Source organism: Halorientalis brevis (assembly GCF_023077655.1).
This window is the reverse complement of sequence record NZ_JALLGV010000001.1, coordinates 497,884-512,783: the sequence shown is the minus strand read 5'-3', so window position 1 is coordinate 512,783 and position 14,900 is coordinate 497,884. Positions and strand designations below refer to the sequence as shown.

The window sequence follows — 14,900 nt, the reverse complement described above, 5'->3', positions numbered from 1 at the left end:
GGCGGCCTCGTCAGTTCGACGACTCGGTGACCGAGGAGCGTGGACCGTGCTCGTTGTTTCGTTCCTGCGGCTGCCGGTCTGTCAGTGACGCGATGCCGGTCACCTCGAACCGTGCGCCCCCCGACTCGCTTTCCGTGACTGCGATCTCCCAGCCGTGGGCCTCGACGATGCTCTCGACGATGGAAAGCCCGAACCCGGTTCCGTCCTCGTTGGTGGTGTAGCCGTCCTCGAACACGTCGTCGCGTTCGTCCGCGGGAATGCCGGGGCCGTCGTCGGCGACGTAGAACCCGTCTTCGGTCTGGCCGACGGTAACGGTGGTCGTCTCGCGGCCGTGTTCGATCGCGTTCCGGAACAGGTTCTCGAACGCTCGCAGGAGTCGAGACTCGTCGGCCGCGAACGGACAGTCGGCCACGACCTGCAGTTGTGCGTCGGCGGTTTCTACGTTCCGCCAGGCGCGAGTGGCCAGGGACTGAAGCGAGACCTGCATCCGGTCGTCGACCTGCTGGCCCTGGCGGGCCAGCGTGAGCACGTCGTCGATGATGCGGTTCATGCGCTCGTGGGCTTCCTTGACGTCCTCGAAGTGTTCGGGCTCGTCGTTGACCATGCCGAGTTCCAGTTTCCCGGACGCGACGTTGAGCGGATTGCGCAGGTCGTGCGAGACGACGTTCGCGAACTGTTCGAGCTGTTCGTTCCGGCGTTCGAGTTCCTGCTGGCGGCGCTTTTGCTCGGTGACGTCGTTGACCAGGAACAGCCGCCCGATGACGTTGTCGTGTTCGTCGGACAGCGGTGTGTTCTGAACCTGGTACGTGTTCGTGCCGAAGTCGACCTCGGCTTCGACTTCGTCTGTGGTGTCTGCGGCGTTCTGGAAGGTGTCACGGACCGCCGGGTAGCCGGCCAATGCCGCCGTCGCGTGGCGTCCGATGACGTCCTCGTTCTGCAGGTCCAGCAACTCTCGCCCTTTCGGGTTGACGTCCACGACGCGGTCGTCCACGTCGAGCACGAACACGCCAGCACCGATGTTGTCGACGACCGTGCTGCGGGCGATCGGGACGATGTTGAGGAAGTCCTGACTGAACATCGCCCACCACAGTGCTAACCCGGTGATGGCGAACGCCAGCGAGGTGATGTCCACGGAGACCGGTCCGAACAGGTACAGGACGTTGCCGATCCAGGGTGCGAACACGCCCACGAGGAATATGCCGACCTGACGCTGATAGATGTACTCCGAGCGGAACGCGAACGTGACGAACATGACTGCGGCGGCGCCCATCAACACGTACGAGTAGGTCGTGTGGACGAGGAACAGCGGCCCTTTGATGAACGCGTAGCCGAAAAACGAACTCGCGTCTCTCGCCCCGTACTGGACGAAGTGCTGTTTCAACGGCGGAACCCACACCGCGACGTTGGTGAGGACAGGATGGACGAGCAACAGCGCGACCGTCTTTCGCGTGATGTATCGCTCGCGACCGGTGTATCGGAGGGCGAGCAGGAACAACAGCAGCGTCAGCACCGGGATCGCGAGGAACTGCGACCGTGCGATCGGTCGCACGATCGGCGTTCCGGCGAAGTGGACGATCAACGACGTGGTCGCCATCCAGTAGACGAGCGTGGCGAAGATCCCGACCAGTAGCGTGGCGCCGCGTCGCTCGCGGCGTCGCCAGGCGTACACGCCGACTCCCACGCACAGCAGTATCCCGACCGCCAGAATACTGTGATACAGCATGGCGTGGGTACTCATGTCCCAGGTTTATTCACTGCCGATTTATATACTCATTGGCAAAATCGGCGGTTTCGGTCGCGGCGAGTTGGCTGGCTAATATATAAACTTCGATGCGCTCGAACAATGTTTATACGCTGCCGCCTCGGAATCGGAGATATGTTCGACGAGGAGGACCTCCGGGAGATTCGGTCCGCCAAAGCCGACTGGGAAGAGGAGTCGGTCGAGCCGACGGTCGAACGGTTCGGCGAGCGCAAAGACGAGTTCACGACCGATACCGGGGGCCACACCGTGGACCGGCTGTACACGCCGGCCGACGTCGAGGACCTCGACTACGGGGAGGACCTCGGGTTCCCCGGGCAGGCACCGTACACGCGCGGCGTCTACTCGACCGGGTACAGGGGTCGCCTGTGGACGATGCGCCAGTACGCCGGCATGGGGACGGCCGCCGAGACCAACGAGCGATTCAATTACCTGCTCGATCAAGGCCAGACCGGCCTCTCGATGGCGTTCGACCTGCCCACGCAGATGGGCTACGACTCCGACAACGCCATGGCCGCCGGCGAAGTCGGGAAGACGGGCGTCGCCATCGACTCGCTGGACGACATGGAGACGGTGTTCGAGGGCATCCCGCTGGACGAGGTCTCGACCAGCATGACCATCAACGCGCCGGCCAGCGTGCTGCTGGCGATGTACATCGCCGTCGGCGACAAGCAGGGCGTCGACCGCGAGGAACTGCGGGGCACCATCCAGAACGACGTGCTCAAGGAGTACATCGCGCGCAACACCTACATCTACCCGCCCGAGCCGTCGATGCGCATCATCACGGACATCTTCGAGTTCTGTGCCGACGAGGTACCGAGCTTCAACACCATCTCCATCTCGGGCTACCACGTCCGCGAGGCCGGCTCGACGGCCGCCCAGGAGATCGCCTTCACGCTCGGGGACGGCATCGAGTACGTCGAGGCCGCCCTCGACGCCGGCCTGGACGTCGACGAGTTCGCCCCGCAGCTCTCTTTCTTCTTTGCCTCCTACAACAACATCCTGGAGGAAGTCGCGAAGTTCCGGGCCGCTCGCCGCATGTGGTACAAGATCATGGAGGAGCGCTTCGACGCGGACAACCCCAAGTCCAAGCAGTTGAAATTCCACACGCAGACGGCCGGCTCGACGCTGACGGCCCAGCAGGTCGAGAACAACGTCGTCCGCGTCGCCTACCAGGCGCTCGCCGCCGTGCTCGGTGGCACCCAGAGCCTCCACACCAACGGGAAAGACGAAGCGGTCAGTCTCCCGACCGAGAAGTCCGTGCGGACGGCGCTGCGCACCCAGCAGATCCTGGCCCACGAGTCCGGCGCGGCCGACACCATCGACCCGCTGGCCGGCAGCTACTACGTCGAGAGCCTCACCGACGAACTCGAAGCGGAGGCGTTCGAGATCCTCGACCAGATCGACGACCGCGGCGGGATGCTCCCCGCGATTCAGGACCAGTGGGTCCAGCGGGAGATTCAGGACACCGCCTTCGAGCGCCAGCAGGAACAGGAAGCGGGCGACCGGATCATCGTCGGCGTCAACGAGTACCAGGTCGAGGAGGAGGAAGACGTGGACATCGAGGAAGTCGACGAGGAACTGGAACAACAGCAGATCGACAGCCTCGATTCGCTCCGCGCCGAGCGCGACGACGAGGCCGTCGAGGCCAAACTGGAAGCCGTTCGCGAGGCCGCGCGCGGCGACGAGAACCTGATGCCCTATCTCATCGACGCGGTCAAGGTGTATGCCACGACCGGCGAGATCTGTAACGCGATGCGCGACGTCTTCGGCGAGTACCGCGGCGGCGGCGTCTGAGCCGGCCGACGCTGGTCCTGGTCGGCGTTCTCGGCGCGGGTGCGCCACAATCGTTTAGTTTCCGAGGTCCTTCTCACCGGGAGTGACAACACGATCCGTCGCGCTCGGCCACCTCGTCGACGAAGATCGCCGATGTACGGCCGACTCAGTGTCCCTCTCGACGGACGCGGACGCCTGCGAACGCGTCCGGACGTACCTCGTCACGGCGGGGTCGGTCCGCGGGAGCGAAGCGACGACGTGGGTGTTCGGCCGTCGCGCCGTCGACGAACAGTTCGTCCTCGTCGAGTTCGGAGCCCGCGACGACCCGGCTGCGACCGCCTGCCTGCTGACGGACACCGGCCACCTGCTGTTCGACCGCGGCGGGCCGCTGGTGGCAAACGAGTACGTCGCAGCGTTGCTCGGCGGATACATTCAGTTCCACGACGGCGAGTTCGAACTCCACGCCGAACCGATCGGCGGGATCGACGCACTCCGGGCTGCACGGGACGAACTCACGGGGACGGGCCTTGTCGACGACGCCGGCGAAGGCAAAGGTCCGTTCGCCGACGGGCTCTCACGGTTGGCGACGGGTCTCGACGACGCGATCGCAGAAACGGAGGCCTGAGAGCGGCGACTCTCAGAGGGGAAGTTCCATCATCACTTCGTCGACCGGATCGCCGTCGATCCGGTAGTGCCCCTCTCTGACTGCTTCGACGGCGGCGCCGCAGGCCTCGAAGAACTCGATGGCGGCCGTGTTGGTCGCCGGGAAATTGTTGTAGAGCTTCGTCAGGCCCTCCTCGCGCGCCCATGCGAGGGCGCGCTCGATGAGGAGGCGGCCGATGCCGTTGCCGCGGTACTCCTCGACGAGGCCGATCGTGACTTCGGCGGTGTGGTCGAGTTTGTCCAGTTCGGGCACGTCGAGGTGCACCCAGCCGACGACATCGTCTTCGACCTCTGCGACGAAGAACACGCGCGACTCGAACTCGTTGTGCCGAAGCAGCGATCCCTCGTAGTCGAGCTGTTGAGCCACGCTCTCGGCCTCGATGTAGGTGCCCGCCTCGACGACCTGTCGGATGGTACCGACGATGCCACCGATGTCGTCCTGGCGGGCCGGGCGAATCGTCGCCGTGAACTCGCCCAGCTCGTACTCCTCCTCGTCGCCGGTGTCGAGGGCGATCTCGAAGGCGCCGTCGTGCCGTTCGAGATAGCCGTCGCGCGTGAGCATCGAGAGGTGGTGTCCGAGCCGTCTGGATTCGTACTCCATCGCAGTCTGCAGTTCGTCGCGGCTGACCCGACCGTGGCGCTCGACGTACTCGTAGACGCGTTGTCGTTCTGCTTCCAGGTCGACGGGCCCCAGCGAATCCATGTGGTCCCTGTCGGCGCCCCTGGAACTTAGTTTTTGACTCGTGGTAACATCGGTCGTGTCAGGGGAATACTCACAGTTGGGACACTGCCTCGATCTCTCGGCGCCGTCTTCATACTGAATCACATCCGGTGCCCCTGCCGTACACACCCCTCATAACAACTGTTATCTCCGTCTCATAGCAGGTTGAGAACAGTTAGCGCAGGTCAGTACACATATGAGTATTGTCGAACGAATCAAGGCAATCGGTCCCGGTGCGATGGTCGCCGCGGCGTTCATCGGTCCGGGAACTGTCACGACGGCGAGTGTAACGGGCGCGCGGTTCGGCTACGCGCTCATCTGGACGATCGCGTTCTCGGTGATCGCGACGATCGTTCTCCAGGAGATGAGCGCGCGACTGGGGCTGGTGACGCGCGAAGGACTGGGCGAAGCGCTCCGGGAGCGGTTCGACAACCCGCTGCCGCAGTTCGTGAGCATCGCCCTCGTCGTGAGCGCGATCGGCATCGGGACGGCGGCCTACGAGGCCGGGAACATCCTCGGCGGTGCGGCCGGCCTCGCGACGATCACCGGCGTCAGCCAGACGGTCTGGGGTCCCCTGATGGGTCTCATCGCCGGCGTCCTGCTGTGGACCGGGAACTACAAACTCATCGAACGCGCGCTCATCGGCCTCGTCGCCATCATGGGCGTCTCCTTTCTCATCGACGCGATCCTCATCGGGCCGGACGTCGGCGCCATCATGGGCGGGTTCGTCCCGCGAGTTCCGGACGGCTCGGCGTTCGTCATCACGGGCCTCATCGGGACGACCGTCGTCGGCTACAACCTCTTCTTGCACGCGAGCAGCGTCCAGGAACGCTGGAGCAGCGTCGAGGACCTCGGGGAGTGCCGGACCGACACGGTCCTCTCGATCGTCGTCGGCGGGTTCATCACGCTCGCGATCTTGACGACGGCGGCCGCCGCGTTCCCCGTCGGCACCAACATCGAGGACGTCGGGACGATGGCCCAGCAGCTCGAACCGCTCGTGGGCACGCACGCGAAGATCTTCTTCAGCATCGGGCTGTTCGCCGCCGGCTTCACTAGCGCGACCACGGCGCCGCTGGCCGGCGCGTACGCGACCGCCGGCGCGCTCGGCTGGGAACGCGATCTCACTTCGACGCGCTTCCGCGCCGTCTGGGGGACTATCCTGCTCGTCGGCGTGGTCTTCTCCGCGCTCGGAACCAGCCCGGTTCAGGCCATCCTGTTCGCACAGGTCGCCAACGGCATCCTGCTGCCGATCATCGCGCTGTTCCTCATCTACGTGATGAACGACCGGACGACGCTCGGCGACTACGTCAACACGACGCCACAGAACGTCCTCGGCGGCGTCGTGACAGTCGTCGTCGTCTGGCTCGGCCTCCGGACGCTCCTGTCCATCGCTGGCGTTATCTGAGTCTTCCACACACTCACTTCTCATGCACATCCGATTCGACGTCGACGGCGACCGTACAGACGCGCGACCGACAGACCCAGCCACTGTGACAGGCTGCCAGGAGGGACGGTTGTGACGACCAGACTCGGCGTCATCGTCCCCTCCTCGAACACGACCGCTGAACCGGAGTTCGCAGCCGCCTTCCCGGGGGTCGCGACCGTTCACACCGCGCGGATGCCGCTAGCTGACGTGACGGCTGACGCACTCGACGAGATGGCCGACGGCGCCGCCGACGCTGCCGAGCGCCTCGCCGACGCCGACGTCGACGGCGTTGCCTACGCGTGTACGTCCGGCAGCTTCCTCCACGGCGCGTCGTTCGCGCGCGAGCTGGAGTCGCAACTCGCGACTGCGGTGGACGCGCCCGCAGTCGTGACGGCGCTGTCCGTCCGGCGAGCCCTCGACGCCCTGGACGCGAATGCGGTGGCCGTCGTCACGCCATACGTCGACGACATCAACGAGCGCGAACGCGACTACCTGGACGACGCTGGGTTCGCGGTCGAGACGCTTGACGGACGCGGCATCGTCGACAACACGGTCATCGGCGAACTGACGCCGGACGACGCCGTCTCACAGGTGCAGGCCGCGGTCGATCCCACCACCGTCGACGCCGTGTTCGTCTCGTGTACGAACTACAATACCCTGCCGGCAGTCGAACGGCTGGAAGCCGATCTCGGGGTCACCGTCGTGACGAGCAACCAGACGACTGCCTGGGACCTCTGTCGGGAACTGGAACTTCCGACGACGGCAATTCCCGGCAAGCTGGGCGACACCTAACGGTCGCGCCGACTCGTTTTCGAAAAAGAACTGCGATCGTCAGTCGTCGCTGACCTTCTCGTCCGCGCGATCGCTGTCACGTGCCGCCTCGTCGCGGTCAGCCGGGTCGCCGTAGCCGCCACCGCCCGGTGTGCGGATGGTGACGGTGGTTCCGGCCGGCGCGTCCTGCGTGGTCTTCGCCGGTACTGCGTCGTCGTCGATCAGGTTCTGGCCCGTGGCTCCGTCCTCGCCGCCGTCGACGCCGGCCGGTGCGTGTCGTCGGCGTTCGGTCAGCAGTGAGACCACGGAGTCGGTCTCGACGGTGATCGCGCGTTCGAGGCCGAGACCGCCGCGATGCTCGCCGTCGCCGCCGCTGTCGGAACGGAGCGCGTAGCGATCGACGCGGAGCGGGTACTCCGTCTCGATGGACTCGACGGGCGTGTTGAGCGTGTTGGTCATCCCGACCTGGACGCCGTCCATCCCGTCGCTGTCGGCGCGGGCACCGAACCCGCCCGCGATGGTCTCGTAGTAGGTGTAGCCGTCGGCGTCCCGGCTGCCGATGATGAGGTTGTTCATCGTGCCCTGGCCCTGGGCGGGGACCGTCTCGGGGACGGCGTCGGCGAACGCGTCGAGGACAACGTCGGTCACCCGCTGGCTCGTCTCGACGTTGCCGCCGACGACGGCCGCCGGCGGCGTCGGGTTCAGCAGTGAGCCTTCGGGTGCCTCGACGCTGATGGGGGCGTAACAGCCGTGGTTCGGGGGGATCTCGGGGTCAGTGACGGCTCGGACGACGAAGTAGACCGCGCTCTTGGCGACTGCCAGCGGCGCGTTCATGTTCCCGTTGACCTGGTCAGCCGTGCCGTCGAAGTCTACCGTGACGCTTTCCCCGTCGATCGTGACCGTCGCCGCGATAGGGACGTCGTCGTCGGTGACGCCGTCCCCTTCCATCACGTCCCTGGCGTGGTATGTTCCGTCTGGAACGTCGGCGAGTTCTGCGGCCACGCGGTCGTGGGAGTACTCGATGACGGCCTCGAAGGCCGAGGCGAGTCGGTCGCGGCCGTGCTCGTCGACGAGTTCGCCGACGCGCTCGGCGGCCCGATCGTTGGCCGCGAGCTGTGCCCGGATGTCCGCACGGCGCTCGTCGGGGTTGCGGACGTTCGCGAGCACCACGTCCAGCACGTCGTCGACGACGTCGCCGTCGGCTCGGAGCCGCACGCCCGGCAGTCGAAGCCCCTCCTGGTAGATCTCGGTCGCTCCGGCGGGCATGCTCCCCGGCGTCATGCCACCGATGTCGGCGTGGTGTGCCCGCGTCACCGCGTATCCCACAATTGTGCCTTCGTGGGCAATCGGGGAGACGATGGTGACGTCGGGGAGGTGCGTTCCGCCGGCGAAGGGATCGTTCAGGAGGTAGGCGTCGCCGGGTTCGGGATCGCGGTCCCGGATGGCGTCGACGGCTTCGGGCATCGCGCCGAGGTGGACCGGGATGTGCTCGGCCTGGGCGACCAGTCGCCCGGTGGCGTCGAACAGCGCCGCCGAACAGTCCTGGCGCTCCTTGATGTTCGGGGAGTAGGACCCGCGGATGAGCACGTGGCCCATCTCCTCGGCGATGCCTTCGAGTTGGTTGCGCAGGATTTCGAGCGTGATCGCGTCGATGTCGGATTCGGTCATTGGTCGCCCTCCGTCGTGAGCACCATCGTGCCGTCCGCTTGCACTTCTCCGGTCCAGGCCGGGGGCACGACGGTGGTGCTCTCTTTCTGTTCGAGAACCGCCGGGCCGGACACGGTCGCACCCGGCGGGAGCGACCGCCGGTCGTAGATGGCGGTCTCGTAGGCGTCGCCGCCGAAGTACGACTCGCGCGTGCCGAGGCGTGCCTCGCCTGCGGCGTCGTAGGCGGTTTCGGCGATGCCTCGCTCGACGCGTGCGGTCGCCCGCAGGTTGACGAGTTCGATCGCCTCGTCGATGCTGTAGCCGTACGCGCGCTCGTGGGCGGCGTGGAACCGCTCGCGGAGCGCGGCCGCGTCGAAGTCGTCGTCGATGGGCACCGGCAACTCGAAGCTCTGTCCCTCGTAGCGGAGGTCCGCGACGGTTTCGACGGTCGCGTCGGCCGAGTCGGCGACGTCGGCGAGGACTTCGGCAGTCAGTTCCTCGAGCGCATCGTCGACCGTCGCCGGCTCGGCGTCGGCCAGCAGCGTGAGGTGCGTCCGGACCGCGTCGTACTGCTCGTCGGCGTCGAGCAGGCCGTACGCCGAGAGGACGCCGCCGGCCATCGGGACGATGACCGACTCGATGTCGAGGTCGGCGGCCAGTTCCGCGGCGTGCATCGGGCCGGCACCCCCGAACGCGACGAGGCCGTACTGACGCGGGTCGAACCCCCGCTCGACGGTCACCTCCCGGATGGCGCGGGTCATCTTCGCGTTCGCGACGCGGTAGACGCCGTGTGCAGCGTCGAGCGCCGAGTCGAGGCCCGCCTCGTCGGCCAGCGCCGCGAGTGCGTCGTGTGCGGCTTCGACGTCGAGGTCGAGTTCGCCGCCGAGCGCGGTGCTGTCGCCGATGTAGCCGAGGACGACGTTGGCGTCGGTGATCGTCGCTCGCTCGCCGCCGCGACCGTAGCAGGCCGGTCCCGGTTCGGAGCCGGCGGACTCGGGACCGACGCGCAGCGCGCCGCCCGCGTCGACCCACGCGATGGACCCGCCGCCGGAGCCGATGGTGTGGATGTCGACCATCGGCGTCCGGACGGGGATGCCGTCGATCTGGGTGTCCGTCGTTCGCTCGGCGTCACCGTCCCGGACGAGGCTCACGTCGCTGGAGGTCCCGCCCATGTCGAACGTGACGAGGCCGTCGAGGTCGTTCTCGTTTTGTACTGTGGACGCCGCTCGGTTGGCGCCGACGACGCCCGCCGCCGGCCCCGAGAGGACCGTCGTGACGGCGTGCTCTCGGACGGTGGTCGCGTCGGCGATGCCGCCGTTAGACTGCATGATGCGCGGTGCTGGGACGCCCTCGTCGGCCGCTCGCTCTTCGAGGCGGCCGACGTACGCGTCGATCTTCGGGGTAACGTAGGCGTCGACGGCCGTCGTTGCCGTCCGCTCGAACTCGCGGAACTCGGCCAGCACCTCGTGGGAGGCCGACACCGGCACGTCGAGTTCCTCGCGGAGGATCTCCGCGGCTCGTCGCTCGTTTTCGGGATGTGCGTAGGCGTGCAGGAACGCGACGGCGACGCTCTCGGCGTCCGCGGCGCGGATGTCTGCGGCGACCGCTCTGACGGCCGACTCGTCGACCGGCTGTTCGATGCCCTGGGGCGTCGCTCGTTCGGCCACCTCGAAGCGACGGCGGCGGGGGACGAGCGCGGCCGGTTTCTCGGCGTCGAGGTCGTACAGCGCGGGCCGGTCCTGGCGGCCGATTTCGAGCACGTCGCGGAACCCCTCGGTCGTGACGAGGGCCGTCTTCGCGCCGTCGCGTTCGAGCAAGGCGTTCACGGAGACGGTCATCGCGTGGGTGAACTCGCGGATCTCGCTCGGGTCGATGCCCGCGTCAGCGCAGGCTTTCCGGATGCCCTCGATGACGCCGTTGCTCTGGTCCGCCGTCGAGGGAACTTTCGCGGTCACGAGATCGCCCGCTTCGGTGATGAGCGTGACGTCGGTGAACGTGCCGCCCACGTCGACGCCGACGCGCGGTCGCTTCACGCGGTGGTCACCTCCCGTTGGCTTCGATATCGTGGTGCTGTGACTATCGTTGGCATCGTATCTGTGACTATCTCTCACAGGTCCCGAAATCCGCAAAAGGGTTGTTATGACCGTGACATCCGAGATGTGAATCCGTGTGAACGCCGGCAGTGAGCGGAGCGTATTTCCGGTCCTGGCTCCCGGTGTTCTACATGGTCGCCGACCGGATCACCGTCTCACTCGACGACGACGCTCGCGACGCGCTGGACGAGCTGGTCTCCCAGACCGGTGAGGGAAACAGCGTCCTCGTCCGGCGTGCGCTCTCGTTCTACGCGGCGAACTACCAGGCTGCGACGGCCGAGGCGAGCGTGGACCTCGAAGAGTACTACGAACTCCTCGCGGGGGGAGAACACGCGCTGCTCGACATCGACTTCCTGCACGTCCTGCTGGCGAACGTCAAAGACGACGACGGCGAGTGGCCCGAGACGTTCGTCGCCGACGTCGACCGGGTCGCCAACTTCCACGCCGCCGAGTACGCGGACCGCTTCGACACGCTCGGCGAACTGCTCGACTGGCTCTCCGTCTGTGGCTTTCTCACCGTCCGCGAGAGCAGCGCCGACACGTTCCACGTTGTCTTCCCGACGGAGGACGTCAAGTGGTTCATCCTCCGATTCCTGCGCAAGAGCACGCGCGACCTCCCCTTCGATCTGGAAATCGAAGAAGGCGTCTCGAAAGTCCTCCTGACGAAGATCGAACCCTGATCGGAATCGACCCGGGCGGTCGTTCCGGTACGCTGAAGAGCGCGTTCGCGGAAGTCCCGATATGCACTTCGACCACGCTGGCATCGCCACGGACGACGCCGCGGCGCTCGCCGACCAGTACGCCACGTTGTTCGACGCACCGGTCGCACACGAGGAAGAGTTCGACGGCATGCAGGTCGTCTTCCTGGACTTCGGCGACAGCTACTTCGAGCTGCTGGAGCCGCTGTCCGACGAGGGCGCGATCGCCTCCTATCTCGACAGCAACGGTCCGGGCATCCACCATCTCGCGCTCGCAACCGACGACATCGAGTCGGCGCTCGCACACGCACGCGAACTGGATATTACGCTCATCGACGAGGAACCGCGCGAGGGAGCCTGGGGACACGAGGTCGCGTTCTTACATCCGAAAGACACCGGGGGCGTCCTCCTGGAGTACGTCCAGCACTAGGGGTTCCACTCGGCAGCGCGGAACTCGTTTTCCGGATGCATCCGCTCGGGCGGATCGGCGAACCAGGCGGCGCCGTTGAGTTCGCCCGGTTGGACGCGGATCGTCCCGCCCTCGTAGCGGCCGTCGAAGAACACCCAGAGCGTGTGGAGTCGCTCGTCGTGGTCGCCCTTCGAGACGCTGACGCGCTGGCGGATGAGAAACGGCTTCTCGATCGAACACTCGATGCCCGTCTCCTCGTTGACCTCGCGGGCGGCGGCCTCTTCGTAGGTCTCGCCGCACTCGCGGCCGCCACCGGGGAGGCCCCAGCGACTCGTTCCGCGGCTGAGGATCATGAGCACGCGCTCGCGCTCTTCGATGTCGTCGGGCAGCGGCTCGGCCAGGGGGGCCGTCTCCTGTGGGTCCCGGACGACCCAGACGTAACCGCCGCCCGTGTATCCCTCCACTGCCAGGTCACGGAGGTCGGGGAAGATGTCGGCGGGCACTTCCTCGTGTTCCTCCCGAACGGACACCCCGTCGTGCTCGCTGAGGAGTCTCGACTTCCGGCGTTCGACCTCCTCGCGGTTGACGTCTGTGGGTGCCATGTTCCTGACCGCCCTTTTTGATTCGCACTGAAATGTCCTCCGACTCCGGCGTTCACGCGGCGAGCCACGCCGCGATGTCCGCTTCGTGTTCCGTGACGATCGAGAGGTGATCCAGGTCGGGATAGATGTGTGCCTCTGCCGTCGGAATCTTCTCGGTCAGGTACAGCCCCATCTCCGGCGGAACGAGCACGTCGGCTTTCCCGTACCAGAGACCGACCGGCACGTCGATGGTCGACAGATCGAACCCCCAGGGGCTCCCGAAAACCCTCGTTTCGGTGACGAGGGGGTCCAGGCCGTGATTGCGACGGGCTTCGATCATGCTCGCGTGGACGACTTTCCCCACTTCGCCGGTCCACAACGCCTCGTCAGCGGGCGCTGCAGACTCGGCCATCGATTCCAGGAACGCTTCCCGGTCGTCCATCGCTCGCCGACCCAGCAGCCAGAGCGCGAGTTTGTTCCCCGACGGGAGAAAGCGCGCGCTGTAGTACCAGAGCCGCTCTCGAACGTCGACTGCATCCATCGGTGCCAGGCCGCACGCGATCGCAGCGCGCTCGACGCGCTCGCCGAGCAACGCGGCGGTCGCCGCCGCGTACGGCCCGCCCCCGGAGATGCCGAAGACGGCGAACTCGTCGACGCCGAGCGCGTCGGCGACGTCCGCGACGTCGGCGGGCCAGTCGGTCAGCGTCCGGTCCGGCTGGGGGTCCGAGACGCCGAGACCCGGTCGTTCCGGGGCGACGATGCGAAGCCCGTGTGCGCGCCCCGCCTCGTCGAACAGCGCGCCGAACACCCGGGAGTTCGGAAACCCGTGGAACACGAAGACCGGGTCGCCGTCCGGATCGCCCACGTCGGCGTAGCCGATGGTGCGACCGTCACGCGTGTCGGCCGTCTGTGGGTCGTCCATGATTTCGGCCGCGAGTTCGAGTACCGGCGGGTCGTCGCCGGTCGTGATCGCCGTCGACGCGGCTTCGCCGTCTCCCAATCGGTTCGCGAGGAAGCTCCTGAGACTGGCCATGGTGACTTGTTTGTCCGAGACGAGGAATATCCTGTCGGTCGCACGGATTCGAGTGGCCTCGACAGCCGCTCCTTCACTCCTCGTACTGCTCGATGTAGATCGCGATGAGCTTCAGCCCGATCAGGACGCCCAGGGTGAGCCCGATGATGGCCTGCCCGATGATGTGGTCGACGAAAAACGAGAAGATCGCGCCGAGGACGCCACCGACGAACCCCGCGATGCCACCGAGGAATCCAGTTATGGTCCCGACGATGCCGCTACTGCTCGCACTCGTCTCGTTCCCGGTAGCGGTTGTCGTTGCGGTTGCGGCCCCGCTGCCGGTCTCGTTGCCCGCGCCCTGTTGCAGGTACGAACCCGCCAGCTCAGCAGTCGGGGCGGTCTGCCCGTCGACGGCTGGTGCCGCTGCAGCGACCGGCTGTACCACGCTCGTCAGGAGACAGAGCGTGAGTACGAGAGGACGAAGCAGAGACAGTGCGACGTGACAGGTGCGACGACCCGAACTCATTACCCAACGAACGGATGGGTATCACATAATATCTATGAATTTTGGGGTGAACGGGTGCAAATCCGGCTGCTAGGGGCGCTACCGGAAAATTAAACGTATTGATTAGTTAACCAAAGTTCTCGACCTTCGCTTTGTCGGGGTTGATGCCGGTCGCTTCGACGGCTGCGGTCGCGGCGTCGAGGAAGTCGGCGAAGCCGTAGATGAACACCTGTTCGCCGTCGGTCCCGGTGACGACGTCGGCGACGGTGTCGGTCATGTCGGCGTCAGCGTCGAGAACGTGGACGGTGACGCCGTCGGACTCCAGGGCGGCCAGGGCGTCCTCGTGGATCGGCTCGTCGTCGCGGTAGACGATGGCGGCGTCGCCACCGTCGTCGACGGCGCGCCGGGCGATGCCGACGGCGGGCCCGACGCCGGGACCGCCTGCGAGCACGACTACGCGCGGTTCGTCCTCGTAGTAATCGCTGCCGTACGGGCCAGACATGGTGAGCGAGTCACCGGCAGCGAGGTCGTCGAGGTACGGACCGAACTCGCCCTCGGGGTCGATCTCGACGGTGACGTCGAACGTCTCGTCGACGTCGGCCGAGGAGATCGTGTAGAAGCGGTTCATCTCTTCGCCGTCGACGACGGTCCCGAGTTTGACGAACTGCCCGGGCTGGGCCTCGAAGCCGTCGGGTGACTCGAACTCGATAACCTTGGCGTCGTCACCGACCGTCGTGACGGCGGCGACGGTGACGGGTACGTCTTCCATGTTCGGACTGTCCACGTCGTCTCGAAAGGTGCTTTCGGTCCGATAAGAAAACCTCACATTCGTTCATATT

Annotated in this window: 14 protein-coding genes; 6 read left to right on the top strand and 8 right to left on the bottom strand. The window is 66.3% G+C overall.

Annotated elements, in window-relative coordinates; translation table 11 throughout:
• Positions 1-10: 10 nt before the first annotated feature.
• The gene (locus MU553_RS02695; RefSeq protein WP_247375094.1) at positions 11-1,738 is read right to left on the bottom strand and encodes a sensor histidine kinase; all 1,728 of its coding nucleotides are present in this window, start codon (positions 1,736-1,738) and stop codon (positions 11-13) included.
• A 138-nt stretch (positions 1,739-1,876) separates the two neighbouring features.
• On the opposite strand from MU553_RS02695, the gene MU553_RS02690 reads away from it, so the two are divergent.
• Entirely contained in the window at positions 1,877-3,556 is a 1,680-nt protein-coding gene (locus tag MU553_RS02690; RefSeq protein WP_247375090.1) for an acyl-CoA mutase large subunit family protein, read from the top strand.
• An 82-nt stretch (positions 3,557-3,638) separates the two neighbouring features.
• On the top strand, positions 3,639-4,160 hold the full coding sequence (locus MU553_RS02685; RefSeq protein ID WP_247375088.1) for a hypothetical protein: 522 nt from the start codon (positions 3,639-3,641) through the stop codon (positions 4,158-4,160).
• 12 nt (positions 4,161-4,172) lie between these two features.
• Here the strand turns inward: MU553_RS02685 and MU553_RS02680 are convergent, their stop codons facing one another.
• Positions 4,173-4,901 carry a GNAT family N-acetyltransferase gene (locus MU553_RS02680; protein ID WP_247375069.1) on the bottom strand — a complete coding sequence of 243 codons (729 nt, stop codon included), beginning with the start codon at positions 4,899-4,901 and terminating at the stop codon, positions 4,173-4,175.
• 214 nt (positions 4,902-5,115) lie between these two features.
• On the opposite strand from MU553_RS02680, the gene MU553_RS02675 reads away from it, so the two are divergent.
• Positions 5,116-6,324, top strand: a complete 1,209-nt coding sequence (locus MU553_RS02675; RefSeq protein ID WP_247375066.1) for an Nramp family divalent metal transporter — start codon at positions 5,116-5,118, stop codon at positions 6,322-6,324.
• A gap of 111 nt (positions 6,325-6,435) precedes the next feature.
• Complete coding sequence (locus MU553_RS02670; protein WP_247375047.1) at positions 6,436-7,137, top strand: maleate cis-trans isomerase family protein; 702 nt, start codon at positions 6,436-6,438, stop codon at positions 7,135-7,137.
• 39 nt (positions 7,138-7,176) lie between these two features.
• On the opposite strand, the gene MU553_RS02665 is transcribed toward MU553_RS02670, so the two are convergent.
• Positions 7,177-8,784 carry a hydantoinase B/oxoprolinase family protein gene (locus MU553_RS02665; protein ID WP_247375025.1) on the bottom strand — a complete coding sequence of 536 codons (1,608 nt, stop codon included), beginning with the start codon at positions 8,782-8,784 and terminating at the stop codon, positions 7,177-7,179.
• Positions 8,781-10,826, bottom strand: a complete 2,046-nt coding sequence (locus tag MU553_RS02660) for a hydantoinase/oxoprolinase family protein (RefSeq protein ID WP_379814343.1) — start codon at positions 10,824-10,826, stop codon at positions 8,781-8,783. The genes MU553_RS02665 and MU553_RS02660 overlap by 4 nt, the downstream gene beginning before the upstream one ends.
• 161 nt (positions 10,827-10,987) lie before the next feature.
• Between MU553_RS02660 and MU553_RS02655 the strand changes: the two genes are divergently transcribed.
• Both MU553_RS02655 and mce read left to right on the top strand, forming a co-directional pair.
• Positions 10,988-11,536: a ribbon-helix-helix protein, CopG family gene (locus tag MU553_RS02655; RefSeq protein WP_247375014.1), complete on the top strand. Its 549-nt coding sequence runs from the start codon at positions 10,988-10,990 to the stop codon at positions 11,534-11,536.
• Between the two features lie 61 nt (positions 11,537-11,597).
• Positions 11,598-11,984, top strand: a complete 387-nt coding sequence (gene mce, locus MU553_RS02650; protein WP_247374993.1) for a methylmalonyl-CoA epimerase — start codon at positions 11,598-11,600, stop codon at positions 11,982-11,984.
• Here the strand turns inward: mce and MU553_RS02645 are convergent.
• The 4 genes from MU553_RS02645 to MU553_RS02630 all read right to left on the bottom strand — a co-directional run bounded on the left by MU553_RS02645 (position 11,981) and on the right by MU553_RS02630 (position 14,830).
• A complete protein-coding gene (locus tag MU553_RS02645; RefSeq protein WP_247374974.1) occupies positions 11,981-12,565 on the bottom strand; it encodes an NUDIX hydrolase in 585 nt (194 codons plus the stop codon). The two genes, mce and MU553_RS02645, sit on opposite strands and share 4 nt — an antisense overlap.
• A gap of 52 nt (positions 12,566-12,617) precedes the next feature.
• The gene (locus tag MU553_RS02640) at positions 12,618-13,577 is read right to left on the bottom strand and encodes an alpha/beta fold hydrolase (protein ID WP_247374972.1); all 960 of its coding nucleotides are present in this window, start codon (positions 13,575-13,577) and stop codon (positions 12,618-12,620) included.
• Between the two features lie 73 nt (positions 13,578-13,650).
• Positions 13,651-14,082 carry a hypothetical protein gene (locus MU553_RS02635; protein ID WP_247374969.1) on the bottom strand — a complete coding sequence of 144 codons (432 nt, stop codon included), beginning with the start codon at positions 14,080-14,082 and terminating at the stop codon, positions 13,651-13,653.
• Between the two features lie 106 nt (positions 14,083-14,188).
• Complete coding sequence (locus MU553_RS02630) at positions 14,189-14,830, bottom strand: ferredoxin--NADP reductase (RefSeq protein ID WP_247374966.1); 642 nt, start codon at positions 14,828-14,830, stop codon at positions 14,189-14,191.
• Positions 14,831-14,900 lie beyond the last annotated feature (70 nt).

Coding starts and splice junctions, on each gene's coding strand:
- MU553_RS02655 (WP_247375014.1), top strand. CDS start 10,988: ATGGTCGCCGACCGGATCACCGTCTCACTCGACGACGACGCTCGCGAC.
- MU553_RS02665 (WP_247375025.1), bottom strand. CDS start 8,784: ATGACCGAATCCGACATCGACGCGATCACGCTCGAAATCCTGCGCAAC.
- MU553_RS02630 (WP_247374966.1), bottom strand. CDS start 14,830: ATGGAAGACGTACCCGTCACCGTCGCCGCCGTCACGACGGTCGGTGAC.
- mce (WP_247374993.1), top strand. CDS start 11,598: ATGCACTTCGACCACGCTGGCATCGCCACGGACGACGCCGCGGCGCTC.
- MU553_RS02680 (WP_247375069.1), bottom strand. CDS start 4,901: ATGGATTCGCTGGGGCCCGTCGACCTGGAAGCAGAACGACAACGCGTC.
- MU553_RS02690 (WP_247375090.1), top strand. CDS start 1,877: ATGTTCGACGAGGAGGACCTCCGGGAGATTCGGTCCGCCAAAGCCGAC.
- MU553_RS02645 (WP_247374974.1), bottom strand. CDS start 12,565: ATGGCACCCACAGACGTCAACCGCGAGGAGGTCGAACGCCGGAAGTCG.
- MU553_RS02675 (WP_247375066.1), top strand. CDS start 5,116: ATGAGTATTGTCGAACGAATCAAGGCAATCGGTCCCGGTGCGATGGTC.
- MU553_RS02695 (WP_247375094.1), bottom strand. CDS start 1,738: ATGAGTACCCACGCCATGCTGTATCACAGTATTCTGGCGGTCGGGATA.
- MU553_RS02635 (WP_247374969.1), bottom strand. CDS start 14,082: ATGAGTTCGGGTCGTCGCACCTGTCACGTCGCACTGTCTCTGCTTCGT.
- MU553_RS02640 (WP_247374972.1), bottom strand. CDS start 13,577: ATGGCCAGTCTCAGGAGCTTCCTCGCGAACCGATTGGGAGACGGCGAA.